This is a genomic window from Mucilaginibacter sp. P1_D10 (assembly GCF_056406215.1).
Genome location: NZ_JBFUAP010000001.1, coordinates 170,319 through 192,462 on the forward strand (window position 1 = coordinate 170,319; position 22,144 = coordinate 192,462).

The window sequence follows — 22,144 nt, forward strand, 5'->3', positions numbered from 1 at the left end:
CTTCTTAAGAAAGTCGTCGTTTTCTATTTTTAAAATAGTTAGTCTATGGATTTGGTAGATTAAATATTATTATTTATGTTTGCCCCCGCAACATGAAAACTATTACAATAAATACAAATGCTACCCTTCCCGGGGTGGTTGCTTTAAATCAAGCGATGCCTGCCCTTGCAGGTGTTTGTTTGATATGTTGTTGCTGATCAATAGCCACATTAAATAGTGGTTACCTTAAAGCAGCCCAATAAGGCTTGCTAAACCACCACACAAATAATCCCCCAAAGTTCAACCTCCAAACGCAATGTGTTAACCACGACATAAAAAAACAAACCGGCAAGGAAGCCTTGCCGGTTATACGAAATGACAGGCCGGCTACGTAACGGCAATCACACACCAGCCTTCATTCTCAGCCAAGCAAATAAAATTTATCATTCACTTAACCATGTTAAATATATGGAAATATTTATCCATGCCAAATCTTCGCGAATAACACTCCTTTTTTCCCTTTTTGCGCTCTTAAATCTTGGTTCATTCATAGCATCGGCACAAACGCCAACTACGCCCATCATCAACTCGAAACTAAATGGGAGGGTAACAGATGCTGTTACCACCGAGCCGCTGCCCGGCGCAGTAGTGACTATAAAAGGTACTACCCATGCGGTTGCTGCAGATGCAAATGGTCGTTTTAGTTTCATCACCGGCCAAAAATTCCCTTACACGCTGGTGATCACTTTCACCGGTTTTGATAAACAGGAACTCGTGGTAGATGGCAGCCCTGTAGAAATAAAGCTGAAAGCCAGCCTTAATCAATTAAACGATGTGGTTGTAGTAGGCTACGGTACGCAAACACGCAAAAGCCTCATTGGCTCGGTAAGTAAAATAAGCGCACAGGAAACCAAAAACACCCCCGTTGCCGGTTTTGATGCACAGATACAGGGTAAAGCTCCCGGTGTGCAGGTGAATACTATGTCGGGCATGCCGGGCGAAGGCGTGCGCATCGTGGTACGGGGTACTGCATCTATTAACGCCAGTAACGACCCGCTATTTGTTATCGACGGTATCATAGCCAATAACAATTCACTTACCACCATCGATTTGGGCGGCAAGAAAACTTCGCCGCTTGCAGATATCAACCCTGCCGATATTGAAAGTATAGAAGTATTAAAGGATGCCAGCGCCATCGCGATATATGGTTCGCGCGCGTCAAACGGGGTTGTTTTGGTTACCACTAAACGCGGCGAGTACGGTTCAGACAAACCAAAATTTAATTTAAACACCTACAATGGTTTCCAGTGGGCCGATAAAAGCCGTTTATGGAAACTCACCACCGGCCCCGAGCATGCCGAACTGGTAAACGAGCAATGGATTAACTCGGGTATTGATAATCCTGCGCTAAACCAAAATTTTGCCAACAGGCCTTTCCGCCCTGCAAGTGAGGTGATCAACGGCGTTGCCGGTCGCGGTTTACCGGAAGAGCAGCAGACTTATAATAAAATGAGCGAAGAGTTCCGTACGGCCAAAGTGCAGAACTATGATCTGAACGTTACGGGCGGCAGCGCTAAGATCAGGTATTACATAGGCACCGGGTACACCGATCAGCAATCTATCTTGATCCCTGCTGATTTTAAACGGGCCAGTGTAAAGCTCAACTTCGATATAAAACTGAGTAAGTACCTCACCTTTGGCTCAAGCAACGGCGTGTATCATTCCATCCGCCAGCAAGTGCGCGATGGTGCGGGCCAGGCTGCAGGGCATTTATTGGCCGCGCTGCATTCGCCAACTTACCTGCCTATTTATAACCCGGATGGCACCCTTGCCCGCGGCTCGCTTTACGAGAATGTAGAAAACCTGATCAATACCGATATCACCGATATTTCTACCATCAGCACCCGCTACGTTGGTAACCAGTTCCTGGAGGTGAAATTACTGCCGGGCTTGAAGTTTAAAACTTCGGTAGGCCTTGATTATGACCTTTACAAAGAGGGGGAGTATTTCAACGACCAAACTATTACCGGAGGTGTTACTTTCCCGGGCGGCTACAAAAACTCGGTTATTACCAACTACACCATTTTTCAAAATGAACAAACTTTATCATACACCAAGGATCTTGGCGGGCACCAAAGCCTGAATGTATTAATCGGTAACAGCATTCAAACCACCACGCTGGATGCTACGGGCGCTACCGGTTACGGTTTTCCAAATAATTCCTACAAGGAGATATCATCGGCGGCCGTGCGCACCTCCTCAGAAAATAAATCCAAGTCGACTATCGCTTCATTTTTTGGTAGGGTAAACTATAACATCAGCGAGAAGTATTACTTCGAAGGTTCTATCAGGGCCGATGGCTCGTCCAAGTTTGGTGCCAACAATCGCTGGGGTTATTTCCCGGCTGTTGGAGCTGCCTGGAGGATAAAAGAAGAACCTTTCCTGAAAGATAACAAAACCATCTCTGATCTTAAGTTCCGTGCAAGTGTTGGCCAGGCTGGTAACCAAAATGGTTTAAATGATTATGCGGCACAGGGCTTATGGTCGGGTGCGGCGCAATATCCGGATAACCTGACAGGCGGCTCTAAAGCCGGCACCGCTCCGGCGCAATTAGCCAACCCTGATCTGAAATGGGAAACCACCACTACTTACAATGCCGGTATCGACCTGGGGTTATTTAATAACCGTGTATCGATAGATCTTACAGGCTATTACAAATACACTAAAAATGCTTTGCTTAATTTACCGGTACCTACATCAACCGGGTATTTAAGCACCCTTGCCAATGCAGGCGAGATCAGTAATAAAGGTATTGAGATAGGCATTAATACAACCAATATTAAAGTTGACAAGTTTGAATGGACAACCAATTTTAACTTCTCCCGCAATATTAACAAGGCCGAAAAACTGGCCAGCCCCATCACTTTTGAGGCCCGCGAATACCTGCGCGATGTGCAAGGTGCACCGCTACAGAGCTTTTGGTTGTACAAGCAATTGTACGTAGACCCGCAAACCGGTAACGCCGTATTCCAGCATGCGGATGGTACAACAGGAACTACCGTAACTTCTGCCGACAGGATGCTGCTGGGTACACTTTTCCCTAAATTCTATGGCGGCATCACCAATACTTTCACCTACCGCGATTTTGATCTGAGCGCGTTCTTCGCTTTCCAATACGGTAACAGCGTGTTCAACTTTAACAAATACATTTTAGAGGGAGGTGGTACCCGCGATGCGTCCCGGTCAATTTTGGCAAGTCAGTTGAACAGGTGGACCACGCCCGGACAAATCACCAATACGCCGCGCGTAACCAGCGTTGGCAACAACTACAACATTGAGCAAAACAGCCGCTACCTCGAAGATGGCTCGTTCATCCGCCTTAAAAACCTGGTGGTAGGTTACACGCTGCCAAAGGCATTAACCAATAAATTTAAAATAGAGCGCCTGCGCGTGTATGCACAGGGCACCAATCTGTTGCTGTTCACCCATTACACCGGGCCCGATCCTGAATCATCCGGCAGTGGCGTAGCCAACCTGCAAGGAGTAGACACTGCCACGCCACCGCAGCCGGTGGGCGTTCAATTTGGCGTAAACCTCACTTTTTAACACCAAAGCACATGAAAAAGACATTAATACTGATAACTGTAATAGCCGGGATCTCGCTGCAATCCTGCAAAAAATACCTGGAGGTGCCCTCATATAACCAGGTATCTGATGAAAACACCATATTTGATGCCGCATCGGCACAAACTGCCGTGCGGGGCGCTTATCGTGGCCTCGCCAGCTTAAACTATAGCTCAACTTTTCAAAACGTTGTGCTGCAATCGGGCGGGGACGTACGCTCTATTAATAACGCGCAAACCGACCTTAACGTAGTAAACTACAGCCTACGCTCGGATATTCCGCTGCTGCTAACCCTATGGGCCAATAATTATAATACCATTAACCGGGCAAACCACATTATCCAAAAGGTACCGGGTGTAACTGATATTAACCTAACGCCGGCGCTTAAAGATCAGCTTTTGGGCGAAGGCTACTTCATCAGGGCGCTATCGTACTTCGACCTTGCCCGCTTGTTTGGTAACGTGCCCATTTTTTTAACGCCAACCAATGTAGTGGCCGATAAGGTAGGTACGCCAAAAAGCACGCAAGCACAGGTTTACGCCCAGGTGCTTGATGATCTGAACAAGGCCGAAGCCCTGTTGCCTGCTACCGTTGTGCGTAACCGTGCCACTAAGTTTACAGTGTATGCATTGCGTGCACGCCTTAACCTGTACCTGCAGAAATACCAGGAGGCCGAAAACGATGCGGGTTTAGTATTGGCAAATGCAGGCTATAAGCTAAACACACCCTTTGCTTTAGCTGCCGGTACAACCGAATCGGTCTTGGAATTATCCTATAACACTACCGACCTTAACCCCGCATTTTCTTTATGGAACGGTAATAACCGCGCGCTGGAACCCAAAGCAACCCTGTATAACCTGCTTAACGACCCAGCCGTTGGCGGCGGGCGTAAAATACTGGCAACAAAAACAGGTACGGCAATTTTCGGCGGTATTTCGCCAACAAACGTATCTGCTGGTTATGTGATCCGCACAGCGGAATTGGTCCTGATCCGCGCAGAAGCACGGGCCAAAAAAGCAGCGCCCGATCTTACAGGTGCTTTAGCCGATTTGAACGCCGTAAGGGTACGATCGGGTATTGCCGCCAGTACAGCGGCCACTGCCGACGATATTTTGCCGGCAGTAGAAAACGAGCGCAGGGTGGAGTTTGCCCTGGAGCCGCAACGCTGGTTTGATTTGGTGCGTACAGGTCGCGCACCAGCCGTGCTAAGCCTTAGCGATCCCAACAAATACATTTTTCCCATTCCCGGTGCCGAAATATTGGCTAACCCGGCATTGGTACAAAACCCCGGTTATTAATCATCACAATAAAAACTAAAATTTATGAGCGAAGCACTAACCAATAAAGCGCAATCCCCGGTAGGGAATTGGCTGCACCGGCTTGGCGCACATTTAAGCAGTATTGCTAAACCAACGCAGGTTTTTAAAGAATGGAAGGGCTGGCAACTAAGCCTCTTCCGGTTCTTTTTCATCTTCCTGGTGCTGTTGAGTGTACCCCTCGACTGGAAGTTTTACCGCGGGCTATTCAGCATTAACTGGCTGCACCTTAATTTTTACGATTTACTAAAGCTTACCAAATACCAGCCGCAATTCATCTCGCAGGAAAACCTTCCCAAGTTTGGCTGGGGTGGGTTTGTTAACTGGGGAATAAGTGTGGCCATTGCATTGGTGGGTGCCATTGTTTGGGCCAGGCTGGACAGCAAACGCAAAGAGTATAGTATTTTATATTACTGGTTGCGGGTAATTGTACGCTACAGGTTGGCAGCAGTGCTTATCACCTACGGGTTTATCAAGCTTTTCCCGCTGCAAATGCCTTATCCATCGCTAAGCGACCTGCTTACCAATTACGGTGATTTTTTTGCCTGGAAAATCTATTTCCAAACGTTGGGAATCTCACCCAATTACGAATCATTTTTAGGGTTTATAGAGGTGCTGGCTGCCTTCCTGCTGTTTAACCGCAAAACCGTGACCTTTGGAGTTGGGCTGATATTCGGCTTTATTGGTAACGTGGCCGTGGTTAACGGCTTCTATGACGTGGGCGAACAGGTGCTGAGCACTTACATTGTTTTGATTGCGGCTTTCCTGTTTGTGTATGATATTCCAAGGCTGTACGACTTGCTGGTGCTGCAAATCCCCGCTTATGCCAATAAACTGGTGCCCGTTTTTGCTGATAAAAAGCTGCGCGATACGCGGAGGGTATTACGCAGCGCATTCCTGCTTTTTGTACTGGTATTCGCCTGGAAAACCTTTGATAATTTCCATAACGATCCTTATAAAATTCCGCGTACACCGGGTTTAAGCAAGGCTTACGGTTATTACGATGTGAAACAGTTTGTGTTGAATAAGGATACTATCCCATATTCTAAAACCGACCATAACCGCTGGCAGGATGTGGTATTCGAAAAATGGTCTACCCTTACCATAAAAGTGAATCGCCCGGTAAAAATTGATTTTTCGAGCGGGGAGGGGTATCACGAAAAAGATATCGACCGCAATTATGAACTGGCCGGACATGGTGGCCGTCATTATTTTTATTATGAAGCAGATACGGTTAAACACACGCTTGCTCTGCAAAATAAAAACATTAACGAGCGCGGCGAGAAGCTATTCCTCACCTATAACCGGCCAAATGACTCGACCATTGTGCTAAACGGTATAAACGAGAACCGCGACTCGATACACGTGGTACTCGGCAGGATAAACAAAAAATATATGATGCTGGAGGGCCGCCGCAGGGCCGTAAAAATTTAAGCTATTCGATCATCACATAAAATCAAAAGATATGTCAGAATTAATTATTCACCCCGATGAAGTACAGGAAGCGCCTGTAAGTCATCAACCGGAAAAGGTGGTAGAGCCCACCCGGCCAAAAGCCTGGACGCTTACCCAAAAAGTAGCCTTCAGGATAGGTTTCCTGTACATGCTGTTTTTGTGTATCCCGCTGTATTCGGCGTTTTACCAGCACTTGTTTAGCTTAAAGTGGGGCAAGATCACTTATAATGATTTTCAATCCATCGTAGCCTTTTGGCCGCCACAGATCATCACCATCGAATCGGAAGAAGGGGTGTTCGGTATTCTCAACTACATCAACCTGATACTGCTTTTTGCAGGCTCGGTTGTTGGTGCAGGAATTTGGACAGCTATCGACAGGAAAACGCTTTCTTATGATAAGCTATACTATTGGATACGTGTGCTTGCCCGTTACCGCCTGGCTTATGGTATGATAGGCTGGGGCTGCAAAAAGATCTTCCCGATGCAAATGGTTTACCCGACGGTGGGTATGCTGAACACGCCGTTTATTGATATGGCTGAGAAGAAACTGTATTGGTCGCACGTGGGGGTGTCATTTGGGTACACGGTGTTTTTAGGTTTCGCGGAATTTATCCCTGGCATTTTATTACTGCACCGTAAAACGGCGGTTTTAGGCGCAGCACTGGCTGCTGTAGTTACCTTTAATATTTGTATTGCCAACCACGCTTATGATGCAGGTGTAGCAGTACCGGCGGCTTATTTTGCCATTATAGGCGTATTTATTTCCTGGTACGATCTGCCCAAAATATGGAACCTCATCGTAAAGGAGCGGGACAATTTGCAGCCCTATCATTACTACCCCGTATTAAACCAAACCTGGCAACGCCGCCTTAAAACAGCCACAAAAGCTGTTTTTAATATCGCCTTTGTACCGGTAACCGTTGCTTTATGGGGTTATGGCTTTTTTTACGGAAATAACTATAATATCCCCAGCACACCGGGATTGCCCGACGCAAAGAGTTATTACCAGGTAAGCGAGTTCAGGCTTAACAATAAAGTGATCCCATATTCGCCAAAAGATTCTATCCGCTGGCAGGATGCGACCTTCGAAGGCTGGTCGTCCTTAAGTTATAAAACCAATCGCGGAGCCATTGCCGACCGGATGATAGGCTACTCGCCGCTAAGGGTAACCCAAAGTAAAAACAGGAAATTAAACGAGGCGAGTTCGCAAAACGCTGATAGATTGGCCAGGCAAAACAAGCCACGCGATTTGGGTGTAACGCGATGGGAAGTAGGCGGTATGTCGGGCGAACGGCGGTATTTTTACTACAAGGCCGATACGGTTAAACATATCCTTTACCTGCAAAATAAAAACATCCACTACAAAAACGAGAAGCAGGTTTTGCACTATAGCAGGCCAACGCCAAACCGCCTAATTTTAATTGGGATAAACGAGTTTAAAGATTCTATTTACGTAGTTTTAGACAAGGACCCAAAGAAATATCCGCTTGTAGAAGGCAGGCAAACGAGTATAAAATCCTTTTAAATTATATAGTAGGGATGGCTTGTACTCTGTGGTAAAAATTAACCGCAAAGTGCGCAAAGAAGGAACCGCAAAGAAACACAAAGTTACTCGGTAGAGAGTTTTTCACGTAAAAACGTAAAGAATAAAACTGTAATATAATTGATTGTGCAACCTTGTACACTTTGCAGAGCTTTGTGTTTCTTTGCGTTCAAACGCAGCAAATTCTTTGCGCACTTTGCGGTAAAATCAACCGCAAGAAAACTAAGTTAAATTTTATAAAAGAGGAGATGATAAAGCCACCTCAAAATAGCTACCCGAATTAACATCACATTATCAATTTAAACCCAAATATCAAAACAACATGTCAACATCCCCAGCTAAACTAACCCTGCACGAAGATTGGGCCGTGGTTATTTTAGGTTCCTTAATTATTATACTGGCCGTGGCTGGTTTCCTACTCCCCGTCCCCACCTTCGCCTGGAAAGATGCCGCTGATCTATCTGGTAAAGTGCTAAGCGCCGGTAACCTCGTGAAAATACTGGAGCAATTCGTTTTTACGCTCATTATAGGCGGTATAGGCGCGCTTATCACCGGCAAGCCCATCCGCAATTATGCACTGGGTTTCCCGCTGGTATATGTGCTTACTATTATTGCGCTGGTACTTGCCGGCAGTAGTAAAGCCAAAGCGCTAAACCTGGAGGCGGTTATTTTTAGCCTGGTAATAGGGCTCGCCATCAGCAACTTTATTAAACTGCCAGAGTGGCTCAAGTCTTCGTTATCAACCGAACTGTTTGTTAAAATTGGTTTGGTGATACTGGGTACCAGCGTAATTTTTGGCGATATTTTAAAAGCAGGCTCATTAGGATTGATCCAGGCTTTGCTGGTGGTTACCTCAGTTTGGTATTTTGCTTTTTGGGTTTGTAAAAAGCTGAAGGTAGATGACGAGATTGCCATGATGATCTCCAGCGCGGTATCCATCTGCGGCGTTTCAGCAGCAATTGCAACAGCTGGTGCTATCAAAGGCGATTCGAAAAAGCTAAGCTACGTAATCTCTATGGTGCTGATAACCGCTATACCCATGATGATATTTATGCCTATCATTGCGCATTATTTTAACTTTTCGCAGCCCGTTACCGGGGCATGGCTGGGTGGCAGCATCGATACCACAGGAGCAGTAGTGGCATCGGGCAGTTTGGTTGGCGAGGTAGCCTTAAAGGTGAGCACCATCGTTAAATTCTCTCAAAATGTTTTGTTGGGGTTGGCCGCCTTCGCCATCTCTATTTACTGGACCTACACCAAACATCCCTCGGCAAAAGATAAAGATACCAAGCCAACCCTGGGAGTAATCTGGGAGCGTTTCCCAAAATTCGTATTGGGTTTTATTGGCGCATCGCTGCTGTTTTCCTTCCTCGTGCCGCCGGCAACCAACCTCCTGGTAAAAGACAGCCTGAAAAATTTGCAAGGCTTATGGTTTGCATTGGCCTTTACCAGCATCGGGTTAGAGACCAATTTTAAGGACCTCTTTAATGAGAACAGCAAGAAGCCATTATACGCCTTTTTGGTAGCACAAACCTTCAATATTTTTATAACACTCGGTATAGCACTGATATTGTTTTAAATGAAGCGTAAGCTAGGTATAATGCTGCAAAGGCTCGGGAATACCCGGGCCTTTTGGCTTAGCAAGTTTTTTTTAATTCATGTTTTGATTGGCCCGGTGCCGGTTAAGAACAAAAATTTTCCTTTTTAAAAATAAACTTGTAATTATGCCTTACCAATTCATCAACCTTTTTTTGTCCATTTATGCTTCCAGAACAGGAATTTCAAATGTGGCCCGATGCAGACCTGTTAGAGCTGCTGAGGCTGGATGACCGTAAGGCATTTGAGATACTGTACAAAAAATATTCGCCCAAGCTTTACTACGCGGCCTACAACCTGTTCCGCGATAAAGATGTGTGCGAGGACCTGGTGCAGGAGCTGTTTATTGATTTGTGGGCCAAACGCAGCGAATTGAAGATTGCCTCGTTGGAATGGTATTTAAAGGTGGCCATAAAAAACCGGGTGCTGGTTTACATACGCACGCAAAGAGCCACGTTAGATGTATCTGCCATTGAGGCTCTCGCCGAAAGGTACAGCGCCGATAGCCGCCTGCTACAGCACGATATCAGCCGTGTGCTGGAAGATAATGTTGCCCAACTGCCCGAGAAGTGCCGGCAGATATTCACTCTAAGCCGTAAAGAATATCTGAGCAATAAAGAAATTGCCACCCGCCTGGGCATATCTATAAAAACCGTAGAAAATCAAATGACTATTGCCCTGCGCTACCTCCGTAGCGGACTAACGGATTATTTGCCTACGATAGCCGTTTTGTTGTTGATGGAGATGTTGAGGTGAGTGTTATTTCTCTAACGCTTTCAGAAAATCTGCAGCGTTAAGTATTGGAATGTTTTCAAAAGGATTCAGTACGAGCAAATCCTGATCGCCCGACACTATGCAATCTGCCTGGGCTGCTTTTGCCAGGGATAAATATTTATCGTCTTTAGGGTCGCGGCATGCAATCACGTTTTCCAAAACCAGTATAGGTAAAGCGTTGGTTACAATGTTTTCGATGAAGTCTATCCTGATTTCGAACGACAACCATCCGTTGAATTTGTCTCTCGCAAAAACGTCGAGATATTCTGATACGATTTCATCGGAGACAAGTAAGGTGCCTTTTGTTCGGGCTTCTTTTAACGCACGCCCGGGGATGGAGTTTTCGTTAAATATGGCACTTAGAAGTACGTTAGTATCAAAAACGAAAAATTCCATCAAGACTCTTTAAGCATTTTCTGCGACGCAGTTTCGCTGAACCCGTTTGCGCTGGCTTCGGCGGTCGCACGCTTCATTACTTCGAACAGCCTTTCATTTGCCGATTGCTTGCTGAAAAAATCGGTAAGCCAGGCATTAATAAAAATCTCTGCTTTCCTTTTGCTTTCTATATCTGCATTTTCAAAAGCATCAGCCAAATTCGGTGGTACGTTTATCGCAATTTTTTTCATTTTACACGGGCTAAGATTGCATTTAAACAAATATAGCCAATTTACATCAAATCAAGGCTGCGCCCCTTTTAACCAAAGTGCTTTAAATCTGATGATAATAGTGAATGATTTGCGGCAGGCACCTACGCTACATTCATGCCGAATACCAGCGTATTGCCGTCTTGGTCATTCACGCCAAAATCGCGCAGGCCGTAACTTCGGTCGCCAATATCGAATTCAAGTACAGCCCCTTTGGCGGTAACTTCATTGTAATAAGCATTCACGTCGTCGCAATAAAAGCAAAACAAGGCCTTACCTGCGGGCTTTTTAATACCATCGTGGTTGGGTCCGCTTAAATGGATGCAGGCCTCGCCATAGGTTAAACCCACATAATCTCCATACTCAAAATCTACCGTAAAGCCCAGTATGCTGGTATAGTAGGCCATGGCGTTTTTGATATCAGATACATGGCTAACAGGTGTTGTGCTTAATATTTTCATGGCAGATGATTACAGGCGAATAAAGATACTACCCAAACCTATCGGTAGGCGCATAGCCGAAGTGTTTTTTGAATGCGTAGCTAAAATGTGATAGGTTCTCGAAACCGGTTTCCAGGTAAACCTCTGAGGGTTTTCGGTTTTTGGCCCTTATTTGGTAATGTGCAAGCTCCAGTCGTTTTTGGGTGAGCCATTTTTGCGGCGTGGTATCGAATGCCTTCTTAAAATCCCGCTTAAAGGTGGTAAGGCTGCGCCCGGTGAGGTAGCCGAATTTCTCCATCGGCATATTGTGCATGTAATTGCGCTCCATAAAACCGGCGATGCCTATTTTCCCGGGTTCGGCAAAGTTGGCCAGCTGCTGATCTATTCCGGGATTTATTGCACGTATAATATGCAAGGCTTCCTCTATTTTCAACATTGCGATTGCCTCGGGCAGGGGCTCGTTTAATTCGAAGTACGGTATCAACGATGCCAGGCAGCTTTTCAGCAAAGGGTGCTGCGCAAAGGTTTGAAAGCTAAGGGGAGGGGTGTTGGCTGGTTGGGCCTTAGGCTCGTTCCTGCTATAAAAATCCTTAAGCCGGCTGCTGCTGAGGTGCATGGCAACGGACTGGTGCGGCAAGCCATTCTTTGGGTAATTAAGTACAGTAGCCAGCAAATTGCGCGGGAAAAACAAAGTTTCGCCCGCGCCTATGGTATAAGTATGATCGGCCTGCACTATCCGGGTCTCGCCTGATATAATCCATACCAGCAGATGGTCTTCAAACCGTACATCGGCTTTAAAAAACTGCTGCTCAAGGCAAGCGCGTTTGATATGGGTATGGATGTATTGTGTTTGCTGCGCCATGGTATTGCCAATATAAAAGTAGCGAATTATGGGTAACTGTATCTATTCGGCGGTAAATACCACCCCGGTAAGTTCCTCGGTTAAATGCCACAGGCGTTGTGCATTATCAGCATCTACCGAGTAAGGCTTCACGCCGCGCAGGGTGGCGGGCTTGTCGTACCGGTGTTCTATATTGCCTGAATCTATTTCGGCTACGTCTGCATCCTCACAATAAACGCCGCCCATGCCATTCAATTGCGGGCTGGTGGCGCACCAAAGCGAGGTAGCGGCACCCTGGCTTGGGTTTTTTAGTGTTTTGGCTACCTCGGGATAGATATTGCCGTCGGCATCGTGCGTGCCCATCTGTTGGAATAGTTGCATAGGGGCCACACGCCCCAGTTCAGTTCCGTTTACCGCACCGGGGTGTACGGCAAAAGCGCGCACGCCGGCATGCCTGCCGCGGTAATCAAGCTCTACCGAGAAAAGGTTATTAGCGGTTTTAGATTGGCCATAGCCCTGCAGGGTTTCGTAATGGCGGTGATTAAAGTTAGGGTCCTCAAAATCGAACGGGGCCATCTGGTGGCCGAACGAGGATAAGGTTACAACGCGTGCGCCATTTGCTTGTTTTAAAGCAGGCCAAAGCTTTGCCGTAAGCTGGAAATGTCCAAGGTGATTGGTGGCCAGCTGCGATTCGTAGCCCCTTGGATCGCGCTGCAGCGGCACCCACATAATACCGGCATTGTTGATGAGGATATGCAGCGGATTGTTTGTGGCGATGAATTTTTGGGCGAATGCATCGATGGAAGCCGGGTCTATCAGGTCCATCTGCTGAATGCTGACGTTTTGCATGCCCTCCAGGTTTTTGGATGCCTTGGCCATATCGCGGGCGGGGACTATCACGCTTGCCCCTGCCGCAGTTAAAGCTTTAACGGTTTCGAGGCCTATGCCTGCATAGCCGCCGGTTACGATGGCCGTTTTACCAATTAGGCTGATGCCCTGCATCACCTCTTCTGCGGTGGATTGTGCATCGAAGCCCGACTTTAGGGGCTTTTGCAATGCGCCGTTATAATTGTGTACTGTTTGTTGCTGTTCCATTTTTTTTATGTTGTTTAACAGCAACAAAGGTAGCGGCAGTTCAAAAGGCCTGTTTTGTTTTAAAGGCCGAAATATTTTGTTTTGCGGGCCATTCGATTACCCATACAATGCTTCTGCCTTAATTTCCCCTATTGTTTTACATACCGAAGCGCCACGCAGCCCGATTTAAAAACCTTCGATTCCACAAGTTTTAAACCCAATGTCTTCGGCAGGGTAATTCCGGCCAACAGCCGCGTACCTTCTCCGGCGATGAAAGGTTGGACAACAAAGTTGTATTCATCAACTAAACCAAGCGCTATCAGGTGCGAGGAAAGCGTCACGCCGCCCAGACCTATTGGCTTGCCTTCGCCTTGCTTTAATTTTAATATCTCTTCCGCCGGGTCGGCACGGCTAATTTTTGTGTTCTTGTCGTCGACACTCTCCAGGGTTTGAGAAAAGACAAGTTTATCGATGGAATCAAACACCCGGGCAAATTCGTTGCTTACTTTCCCCATCGATTGGTTTTTTGCAACCTCGGGCCAAAAAGGAACCATCAATTCATAAGTTTTCCGCCCGTAGGCCAGCAGGCCCATACCGCGCAGCAGTTCCGTAAAATATTCATGCAGTTCGTCATCAGCAATTCCTTTGGTGTGGTCGCAGCAGCCATCTATAGTGATGTTGGTGGCATATATTACCTTTCTCATGGTGTCGGGTTTTAGTATTGATGTTGCTAATCGATTAGCTAAGATACTATCAAAAATAAAGTATTGAATCCATTTGTTTGAGGGCAATCGCGGCAAAAAAAGGGCTTTTTGAGCCAAATGCTATTGCTTATCCCAAGGGCATGTAATGATACGCGCTCATCTCTGGGCGGTTGTGAAATTATTACAATCCTTGCGGCACTTTAACAATAGGCGAACATGTCAGGCTCTTTCAATCACTTCGGCAACAGAACTTAAAAAATTAACCGATTTGCCTTTATTACTTTCGAAGATGAAATCGTGTATGCTATTACCAGGAAGCTGACTAAAATCCCCAATAATAGCAAACCGAATACGCCAATTGGAACACTTCTGCAAAACCTCACCTGCCAGTCCTGTTTTTAGTTCAAAAAAGGACGGGGCTAATTGGTAAGCATGTATAATGATCAGGTCAAAGCCCTGGTAGTAAAGGTCGGCTATGAGTTGCGCGCCATCTTCGGGCGTTTGTATCAGAATGGCTTCCGAAACTAATTCAGCTATTTGGATGCCGTTTTTGTTGTGGGTAATAATTTGCATTTCAGTATTGAGCGTATTATAACGGCAAGTATAATGCCTTCTTAACCTAAAATGCTAAGACCGGATGCACTATTTATCCCTCCCCCAAAAAATATTTTCATATCCTTTAGGGGGTAGCCGCCGCAATTGCATCTTACCTATATAAACCACCAATAAAGCATACCTTCTTGAAAAAACGTAACCAGGCCGGCGATAGCTCGCAGCAGGAAAAACTTGTAGAAAAGTACTTTGACGATTTGCAGCTAAACCAGCAAAAGGCCGCGGATTACGATTCGGAGTTCGACGGCGAGGGGGTGTATAGCCGCATTATCTCGGCTATTGACCAGCCGCTGCCGCAGCGGCGCATTGCATCGCGTAGGTGGGTAGTTGCGGCATCTGTTACCCTGCTCGTACTTTCATCTGCCGTGCTTGCCTTGTATCACGATAATTTGCTCAACTATTTATACCCTATACAAATCAAACAGCTTACCGCAGCCAACGGGCAGGTAGCGAATTATACCCTGGCCGATGGTACCAAAGTTTGGCTAAACGGCGGCAGCAAGCTAAGTTACCCCAGCGAATTTCGCGGCAATTTGCGTGAGATTACCCTGGAAGGCGAGGCATACCTGGAGGTTGCACACGATGCTGCAAAATCGTTCATCGTGCATACGGGTGCAATACGCACGCAGGTGCTGGGTACCAGCTTCAATGTAAAAGCTTACCCGGAAGATGCTTTCGTAAAGGTAGATGTGACCAGCGGTAAGGTGGGTGTTATAACGGCTTTGGATAAAACCAAGCCTGCTCAAACCGTTTTCCTGACGCCGGACGAAGAGGTGTACATTAATAAAAAAGATAACACTGCCCTAAAAACCACTGGGGTTGATGTTGCCGCTTTAACCGATTGGAAAGACGGCGGGCTGGTGTTTAAAAACATGGCCTTGCAGGAAGTTTTGAACGCCTTGCAACACCGCTACAACGTAAAAATGATTGCAGATGCCAACCTGGTAAAATGTACCATATCCGCCAATTTTACCAACGTATCCTTGCAGAATATTATGGTTATCATATCCAAGCTGGTGAAGGGCAAAGTAGTGCAGGAAGGGCAGGCATACCATTTTAAAGGCAAGGGCTGCTAAATATCGAATCATTAATAACTAGAGATACAACCAATTATCATTCACCCTAAAAGCAATGAAGACAGCAATGACATAAAAAATAAAAAAACCCTGGCCAAAGGGATTTGAGCAGGGTTGATTAAAATGCCGGGTTATTATTAAGTGCAGCGTTTAGAGGTCCAATTCAGAACGAAACACTTGAATTTCAAACACTTTAATTTTTTCAAATTTATGAATATATCTCTATTTTCAAATGGAGTAGTTCGTTATGTTTTTATATTAATGAAATTTACCTCGCTCGCCTGTTTTGTGGTTTGCCTCATGTGCCTCTCGGCCATCGCAAACGACTCTTTCGGCCAGAAATTCCTGGAGCAGCCGGTAACGCTTAAGTTGAAAGACGATAAGCTTACCGATGTGCTGGATAAAATTTCTGCCGATAAGCAAGTGAAGTTTGCTTACGCAGATAATGTGCTTAAGCCCAGTTTCAGGGTAAGCATTAATGTAAATAACAAAACCATTAAACAGGTACTTGATGAGGTTTTAACTCCATTTAACCTCTCGTACAAAATTATCGACGATGTAATCGTCATCAGCGAGCGCACCGAGGCCGATGCTGCCGCAGCCAGGCCCGCAAGGCAATTCGCCAAGATAAGCGGTAAGGTAACTGATGATGCTAACCTGCCCCTGCCGGGCGTAAGCGTACGTTTAAAAGGTACTACTATTGCCACGGTAACCGATATCAACGGCAACTTTATCTTAGATGCGCCTGATGCTAACGGTACCTTGGTTTTCAGCTTTATTGGCTTTACGGCAAAGGAAGTTCCGCTTAACGGACAAACTACATTAAGTATCCAGTTGCTGCCTGAGCGTACATCGCTGAACGAAGTTATCGTGATTGGTTACGGCACGCAGAAACGTTTAAACGTTATAGGCGCAGTAGACCAGGTATCTTCTGCAGCCATAGAAGGCAAGCCATCGGTAAACCTTACGCAGGCTTTGCAGGGTACGCTGCCCAACTTAACTATACAGCAAACCAGTTCAGAACCGGGTGCTTATCAAACCATCAACATCCGTGGGGTAAGCACGTTGGGCAACAATAGCCCGCTGGTAGTAATAGATGGCATTACAGGCGGCGATATCAACCTGCTGAATCCCCAGGATATCGAAAGTGTATCGATATTGAAGGATGCGGGCAGCGCGGCCATCTATGGTTCGCGATCTGCCAATGGCGTAATTTTAGTTACCACCAAAAAAGGCAAAAAGAATGCCGGCGCAACGCTAACCTACAACGGGCAGGCAGGCGTGCAGATGCCGCACGTGGGCTATAAACCGGTGCAGGGTTTCGAGAATGCCATCCTCCGTAACGAAACGGTGGTTAATGCCGGTTTGCAGCCAATTTACAGTCCGGCGCAAATACGGGCCTTTCAGCAAAATGGCGATAACGAGTGGTTTTTAGATGCTATCCTGAAAAACGGTACGCAGCAAAGCCACAACCTGGCCCTGAGCGGCGGCGCAATCAATACTACCTACATGGTATCGGCCGGTGTTACTGATCAGCGGAGCAACCTGGTTGGCCCCGATTATGGCCTTCGTAGATACAACTACCGCATGAATCTTACCACCGAGTTCGGCAGATTGAAGCTGACCAGCATACTGGCCTATGCCCGTACCGAGATAAAAGAGCACTCGTTCAATACATCATTTCTAATCGTTGACGCAGGCCGTACGCCTACGTATTATAAGATACAGGATGCGGATGGCAACTTCCTCACCAACGATGTTTTGCAGGAGTTTAACCCGCTGGGTATTTTACAAAAAGGCGGCTACCGCAAACGCGATAACGACAATATCTTCGGTAACCTTAACGCGGAGCTTACCATTACCAAGGACCTGAAAATTAAGGGCGTTTTTGGCGGTACGTTGTTATCTAACCACATGTTTGGCCGCGTGATACAGGTGAACTACTTGCCTAAAGGCACTTACGGTGCCGACAGGAATACGGACGATGACAATAACAAAAACCTGTTCATCAATACCCAGTTTTTGGCACAGTACACCAAAACTTTCGCTAAAAACCATAATGTGGATGTATTAGTGGGCGTGGCCAACGAGAGTACCAACAACACCAGCAATTTCCTCCACCTAAAATACACCGACCCGGAACTGGGTACGCCGGTAACGGGAACCATTATCGACCCATCATCTACGGGTACCAATAACAACACGGTTGAGACCAGCTTAAACTCGCTGTTCGGCCGTGCAGGGTATTCGTTCAAGAATAAATACTACGGCGAGGTTGATTTCAGGTTGGATGCTTCTTCCAAATTCGCCAAACAAAACCGCAACGCGTTCTTCCCATCCATTTCGGGCGGTTACCGTTTAACGGAAGAGGGTTTTATGGATAGCTACCGCCGCAACGTAGGCGACCTGAAACTGCGCGCATCTTACGGTATTTTGGGTAACCAAAACGTAAGCGATTACCAGTATCAACGCACCTACGGGCCTTTCCAGGATGCATATGGCTTCAACAACTCCAGCGTAAGCGGTACTTCTATCACCTTTGCCAACCCGGATATCCGCTGGGAACGGGCAGCTACTTTCAACGTGGGGATTGATGCGACCTTCCTCAATAATTCGCTTAGCCTCTCGGTAGATTATTTTAACAAAATAACGCGCGATATTTTATTGCCGCCAATAGTGCCCGGCACTTTCGGAGCGGGCTTGCCTGATTATAATGCAGGCAAGGTGCAAAACCACGGATGGGAAGTGAATGCCAGCTACCGTTTAAAAACCGGCGGCTTCAACCATTCGTTTTCATTCAACGTAGCCGACTCTAAAAACAAGGTGCTTTACCTGGAAGGCGGCGACCAGTTGCGCAGCTACGATGAGATGCAGATTATCAACAAAGTTGGGTTGCCTATAGGGTCTTACGTAGGGTACAAACGCGATGGCTATTTCCAAAACCTGGACGATGTGAACAACGGGCCGAAATTTGCCGGTGTTAACGTGGTGCCCGGCGATAACCGCTATGTAGACGTAAACGGCGACGGCGTTATTGATGATAACGACAAATTTGTTTTAGGCAACGGCTTCCCGCGCTTAACGTTCGGCTTTACCTATAACGTAACCTATAAAGGTTTCGATTTGAATGTATTTGCACAGGGTGTAGGCAAGCGCAGCATGTTCGTACGCGGCGAGCAGGTAGAGCCCTTCCACTTCGGCTACTCGCAGGTGATATACCAACACCAGCTGGATTACTGGACTCCGCAAAACCCTGATGCACGTTTCCCACGCCTGGCCGCAAATGGCAGCCAAAGCAACGAGAATAACTTTCGCCGTGGTTCGGATATGTACCTTTTCGATGGCTCGTACTTGCGGGTGAAGAACGTGCAATTTGGCTATACCTTGCCTGCCGGCATTACCAAAAAGATAGGCATGCGCAAGGTGAGGGCATACCTTACCGGCCAAAACATCCTTACGGTATCGGGCATGAAGTTCCTCGACCCCGAAACTACCGAGCTTAACGGCAATGTACAGGCAAACGGCGCAAATAGTGGTCGGGCATACCCTACGCCAATTTATTACGGATTTGGTATTGATGTAACCTTATAAATATTGCTATCATGAAAAAGATTAAAAACTATAATAAGGCTGCGTTCTTCATTATGCTGATTGTTTTTACATCGGCATGTAAGAAACTCGACCTTGCACCCGCAAACAAATTTACCGATATAAATTACTGGACCACCGCCGAGAAAGCCAACAGCGTTTTAAACACCGCCTACTCACAAATGTACCGCAACGACTGGTTCTTTTACAATGAAGGTGCATCTGATAATGCCTACAACGGCAGGGGCGATAACAGCGGCGTGGCATCATTGGCCGCCGGTACTTACGATGCCTCGTTGGGGCGCGTGAAAGATGAGTGGAACTACCACTATGCAGGCATCAAAACCTGCAACATCTTTTTAGAAAATGTAGATAGGGTAACCACCCTTGATGCCAATCTGAAGGCCCGCATGAAAGGCGAGGCAAGGTTTATTCGCGCGTTCCACTTTTTTCAGTTAGAAACCTGGTTTGGCGATGTGCCCTTGATAGATAAGGATATCACTATCGATGAATCGAAAACCATTGCCCGTAACCCAAAAGCGCAAGTGATTGATTTCATCCTGAAAGAACTGGACGAGGTAGCCACCGTATTGCCGGTAAATACCGCGTACCCCGCTGCCGACCGTGGCCGCATTACCAAAGGCGCCGCCGTAGCATTAAAGGCAAGGGTGCAGCTTTATGATAGCCGCTGGGCAGATGTGGTTGCAACCTGCGAGCAACTCATTGGCAACAACAGCAATGGCACGTACGGGTTATTTAGCTCTTACGAAGGCTTGTTTCTTCCGGCGAATGAGTATAACAACGAGGTGATACTGGATCTGGAATACGTACCCAACGTAACCAACCGCACCTATAACAGCTTCTTTGATTTTGCCCCCCTATCGGTAGGCGCAAGGCTCAATGCTCTCGCCCCAACACAGGAACTGGTTGATAGCTACCTGATGGCCAACGGTAAAAAGCCAGGCGATGCAGGCAGCGGTTACGATGAGAACAACCCTTACGTAAACCGCGACCCGCGCTTAACCAATACCGTGGTTTACAACCTGTACCAATGGAAAAAGCCCGATGGTAGCACCAAAACCATCTATACTAAACCAGGCTCGGACCCTGCGCCTGATGCCAACACCGGCCGCGGTACGGATGAATACGCCTCGGGCGCGGTAAGCTCGCCTACGGGCTACTACATTCGCAAGTATTACGACCCTTCATCGGCAACCAATTTCCAGTCGGGTTTGAATTTGATTATGATACGTTATGCAGATGTGCTGCTGATGTATGCCGAAGCCAAAAACGAGCTGAGCCAACTGGACGCGGGCGTATGGGATAAAACCATTAAACCTATCCGCAGCCGTGCAGGCTTCACCGATGCTGCCGCATTGAATTTCCCCGGCGGCGCGCAAACTACCCTGCGCGATGTAGTCCGCAACGAACGCCGCGCCGAACTGGCGATGGAAGGCCTAAGGATATTCGATATACGCAGATGGAAAACCGCCGAAACCGTGCTGAATGGTTGGGCGCATGGTGCCAGATACGGTACAGCTTCTATCGATAATGGCTACATCCGCGCTAACCTGCGCAGCTTTGATAAAAGCAAAGCATATTTATGGCCCATCCCGCGCGATGAGCGTAACGTTAACCCCAACCTTACGCAAAACCCGGGTTGGTAATTCATTTATTATTAAAACTTTAAGCTTAAGAACATGAAGAAGATATTTTATAGCCTCCTGGCTTTTATAGTTACTGTGTTGGTGGTATCGGGCTGCAAAAAAGATAAAACGCTTAACCACACCAACGTATCGGCAGTGAGCACGCTGTTTGCTCCTGAGAATAACAAATTCGTAAAAATTGCATCGGGCGCTTCGGGCTCGGTTTCGTTTGAATGGGCACAGGCACATGCAGAAGATAATGGTTTGGTTTTATATGAGGTGGCATTCGATAAAGAGGGCGGCGATTTTTCAAAGCCCCTTTACTCGGTGCCTTCTGATGGTAACGGCCTTTACAATAAATTGAGCCTCACCTTTAGCGACCTCAACAAAATTGCCACCGCTGCCGGTGTAAAGCCGCAGGAATCGGGCAAGGTAATTTGGACTGTGATGTCATCTAAAGGTATCAACGTACAAAAATCTGCCGAGATACGTACTGTAGAAATACAACGCCCTGCAGGTTTTACCGATATACCAACTGAGCTTTACCTTACAGGTACGGCTACAGAAGGCAGGGACGACTTGACTAAAGCTATCAAATTTAAATTGACAGCACCGGGAAAATTTGAGGCGTTCACTTCGCTTAAAGCCGGTACCTACCACTTTGCCGACCGTAACACCGGCACGCCATCTACGTATTCTTACGATGGTACAAAACTTACCGAGGCAGGCAATACCACGGTAACCGGCGCTGCCAAAGTGCAGCGTATAGAGCTTGATTTTAATGTGGCATCCTTTAAAATTACCGAAGTAGTTTCGGTAGGCCTTTGGTTTGCTGCCGATAATAAGATCTGGTTCGATTTGCCATACAAAGCCGCCGGCGTTTGGGAAATAGACGGCGCGTCTGTAGTATTCCACCAGGAATCGTGGGGGCGTGATGAGCGTTATAAGTTCAGGTTTACCTTTAAGGATGCCGCAGGTGCAACCAGCACGCAATACTATGGCAGCACCAATTCAGACAATAGCCGCCCGGATGCGGGTACTTCACCGTCGTTCTACTACATGGTGCCTGTAAACAGCTCGCAATACGACTACTGCTTTAAGTTTACCGGTGCTGCCGACAACAAAACGGCAGATATCAAGGTGGATTTCAGCGGCAGCGTGGCTAATTACACGCATTCGGTTAAGGTTAATTAAAGATTGGATTGAAACACGGAAATAACCAAAAAGCTTTG

17 protein-coding genes are annotated in these 22,144 nt (G+C 46.8%); 10 read left to right on the plus strand and 7 right to left on the minus strand.

The window, feature by feature from the left end; all coding sequences use genetic code 11:
* The first annotated feature begins 447 nt into the window (after window positions 1-447).
* From AC1DYT_RS00780 to AC1DYT_RS00805, 6 genes are all read left to right on the plus strand, one after another.
* Window positions 448-3,585: a SusC/RagA family TonB-linked outer membrane protein gene (locus AC1DYT_RS00780; RefSeq protein ID WP_477467757.1), complete on the plus strand. Its 3,138-nt coding sequence runs from the start codon at window positions 448-450 to the stop codon at window positions 3,583-3,585.
* 11 nt (window positions 3,586-3,596) lie between these two features.
* Window positions 3,597-4,901 (plus strand): RagB/SusD family nutrient uptake outer membrane protein, encoded by a 1,305-nt coding sequence (locus tag AC1DYT_RS00785; protein WP_477467758.1) that lies wholly within the window; start codon window positions 3,597-3,599, stop codon window positions 4,899-4,901.
* Window positions 4,902-4,925: 24 nt separating this feature from the next.
* Window positions 4,926-6,353: a DoxX family protein gene (locus tag AC1DYT_RS00790; protein ID WP_477467759.1), complete on the plus strand. Its 1,428-nt coding sequence runs from the start codon at window positions 4,926-4,928 to the stop codon at window positions 6,351-6,353.
* 31 nt (window positions 6,354-6,384) lie between these two features.
* Window positions 6,385-7,899 carry a hypothetical protein gene (locus tag AC1DYT_RS00795; protein WP_477467760.1) on the plus strand — a complete coding sequence of 505 codons (1,515 nt, stop codon included), beginning with the start codon at window positions 6,385-6,387 and terminating at the stop codon, window positions 7,897-7,899.
* Window positions 7,900-8,239: 340 nt separating this feature from the next.
* Window positions 8,240-9,496, plus strand: coding sequence for a YeiH family protein (locus tag AC1DYT_RS00800; RefSeq protein WP_477467761.1), 1,257 nt, complete (start codon window positions 8,240-8,242; stop codon window positions 9,494-9,496).
* A 182-nt stretch (window positions 9,497-9,678) separates the two neighbouring features.
* The gene (locus AC1DYT_RS00805) at window positions 9,679-10,269 is read left to right on the plus strand and encodes an RNA polymerase sigma-70 factor (protein ID WP_477467762.1); all 591 of its coding nucleotides are present in this window, start codon (window positions 9,679-9,681) and stop codon (window positions 10,267-10,269) included.
* A gap of 3 nt (window positions 10,270-10,272) precedes the next feature.
* Here AC1DYT_RS00805 and AC1DYT_RS00810 read toward each other — a convergent pair whose 3' ends face one another.
* The 7 genes from AC1DYT_RS00810 to AC1DYT_RS00840 all read right to left on the minus strand — a co-directional run bounded on the left by AC1DYT_RS00810 (window position 10,273) and on the right by AC1DYT_RS00840 (window position 14,563).
* A complete protein-coding gene (locus AC1DYT_RS00810; protein WP_477467763.1) occupies window positions 10,273-10,683 on the minus strand; it encodes a putative toxin-antitoxin system toxin component, PIN family in 411 nt (136 codons plus the stop codon).
* Window positions 10,683-10,913 carry a hypothetical protein gene (locus AC1DYT_RS00815; protein ID WP_477467764.1) on the minus strand — a complete coding sequence of 77 codons (231 nt, stop codon included), beginning with the start codon at window positions 10,911-10,913 and terminating at the stop codon, window positions 10,683-10,685. Before AC1DYT_RS00815 ends, AC1DYT_RS00810 begins: the two co-directional genes overlap by 1 nt.
* A gap of 122 nt (window positions 10,914-11,035) precedes the next feature.
* Window positions 11,036-11,392 carry a glyoxalase superfamily protein gene (locus AC1DYT_RS00820; RefSeq protein ID WP_477467765.1) on the minus strand — a complete coding sequence of 119 codons (357 nt, stop codon included), beginning with the start codon at window positions 11,390-11,392 and terminating at the stop codon, window positions 11,036-11,038.
* 28 nt (window positions 11,393-11,420) lie between these two features.
* Window positions 11,421-12,233 (minus strand): helix-turn-helix domain-containing protein, encoded by an 813-nt coding sequence (locus AC1DYT_RS00825; protein WP_477467766.1) that lies wholly within the window; start codon window positions 12,231-12,233, stop codon window positions 11,421-11,423.
* A gap of 42 nt (window positions 12,234-12,275) precedes the next feature.
* Window positions 12,276-13,307 (minus strand): SDR family NAD(P)-dependent oxidoreductase, encoded by a 1,032-nt coding sequence (locus tag AC1DYT_RS00830; protein ID WP_477467767.1) that lies wholly within the window; start codon window positions 13,305-13,307, stop codon window positions 12,276-12,278.
* A 128-nt stretch (window positions 13,308-13,435) separates the two neighbouring features.
* Window positions 13,436-13,990 carry a dihydrofolate reductase family protein gene (locus tag AC1DYT_RS00835; RefSeq protein WP_477467768.1) on the minus strand — a complete coding sequence of 185 codons (555 nt, stop codon included), beginning with the start codon at window positions 13,988-13,990 and terminating at the stop codon, window positions 13,436-13,438.
* A gap of 219 nt (window positions 13,991-14,209) precedes the next feature.
* Entirely contained in the window at window positions 14,210-14,563 is a 354-nt protein-coding gene (locus AC1DYT_RS00840; protein ID WP_477467769.1) for a DUF4180 domain-containing protein, read from the minus strand.
* Between the two features lie 167 nt (window positions 14,564-14,730).
* Here AC1DYT_RS00840 and AC1DYT_RS00845 point away from each other — a divergent pair, with 167 nt between their 5' ends.
* From AC1DYT_RS00845 to AC1DYT_RS00860, 4 genes are all read left to right on the plus strand, one after another.
* Window positions 14,731-15,678, plus strand: coding sequence for a FecR family protein (locus AC1DYT_RS00845; protein ID WP_477467770.1), 948 nt, complete (start codon window positions 14,731-14,733; stop codon window positions 15,676-15,678).
* Between the two features lie 261 nt (window positions 15,679-15,939).
* The gene (locus tag AC1DYT_RS00850) at window positions 15,940-19,269 is read left to right on the plus strand and encodes a TonB-dependent receptor (protein WP_477467771.1); all 3,330 of its coding nucleotides are present in this window, start codon (window positions 15,940-15,942) and stop codon (window positions 19,267-19,269) included.
* Window positions 19,270-19,280: 11 nt separating this feature from the next.
* The gene (locus AC1DYT_RS00855) at window positions 19,281-20,933 is read left to right on the plus strand and encodes a RagB/SusD family nutrient uptake outer membrane protein (protein WP_477467772.1); all 1,653 of its coding nucleotides are present in this window, start codon (window positions 19,281-19,283) and stop codon (window positions 20,931-20,933) included.
* Window positions 20,934-20,966: 33 nt separating this feature from the next.
* Window positions 20,967-22,106: a SusE domain-containing protein gene (locus tag AC1DYT_RS00860; RefSeq protein ID WP_477467773.1), complete on the plus strand. Its 1,140-nt coding sequence runs from the start codon at window positions 20,967-20,969 to the stop codon at window positions 22,104-22,106.
* Window positions 22,107-22,144: the final 38 nt, after the last annotated feature.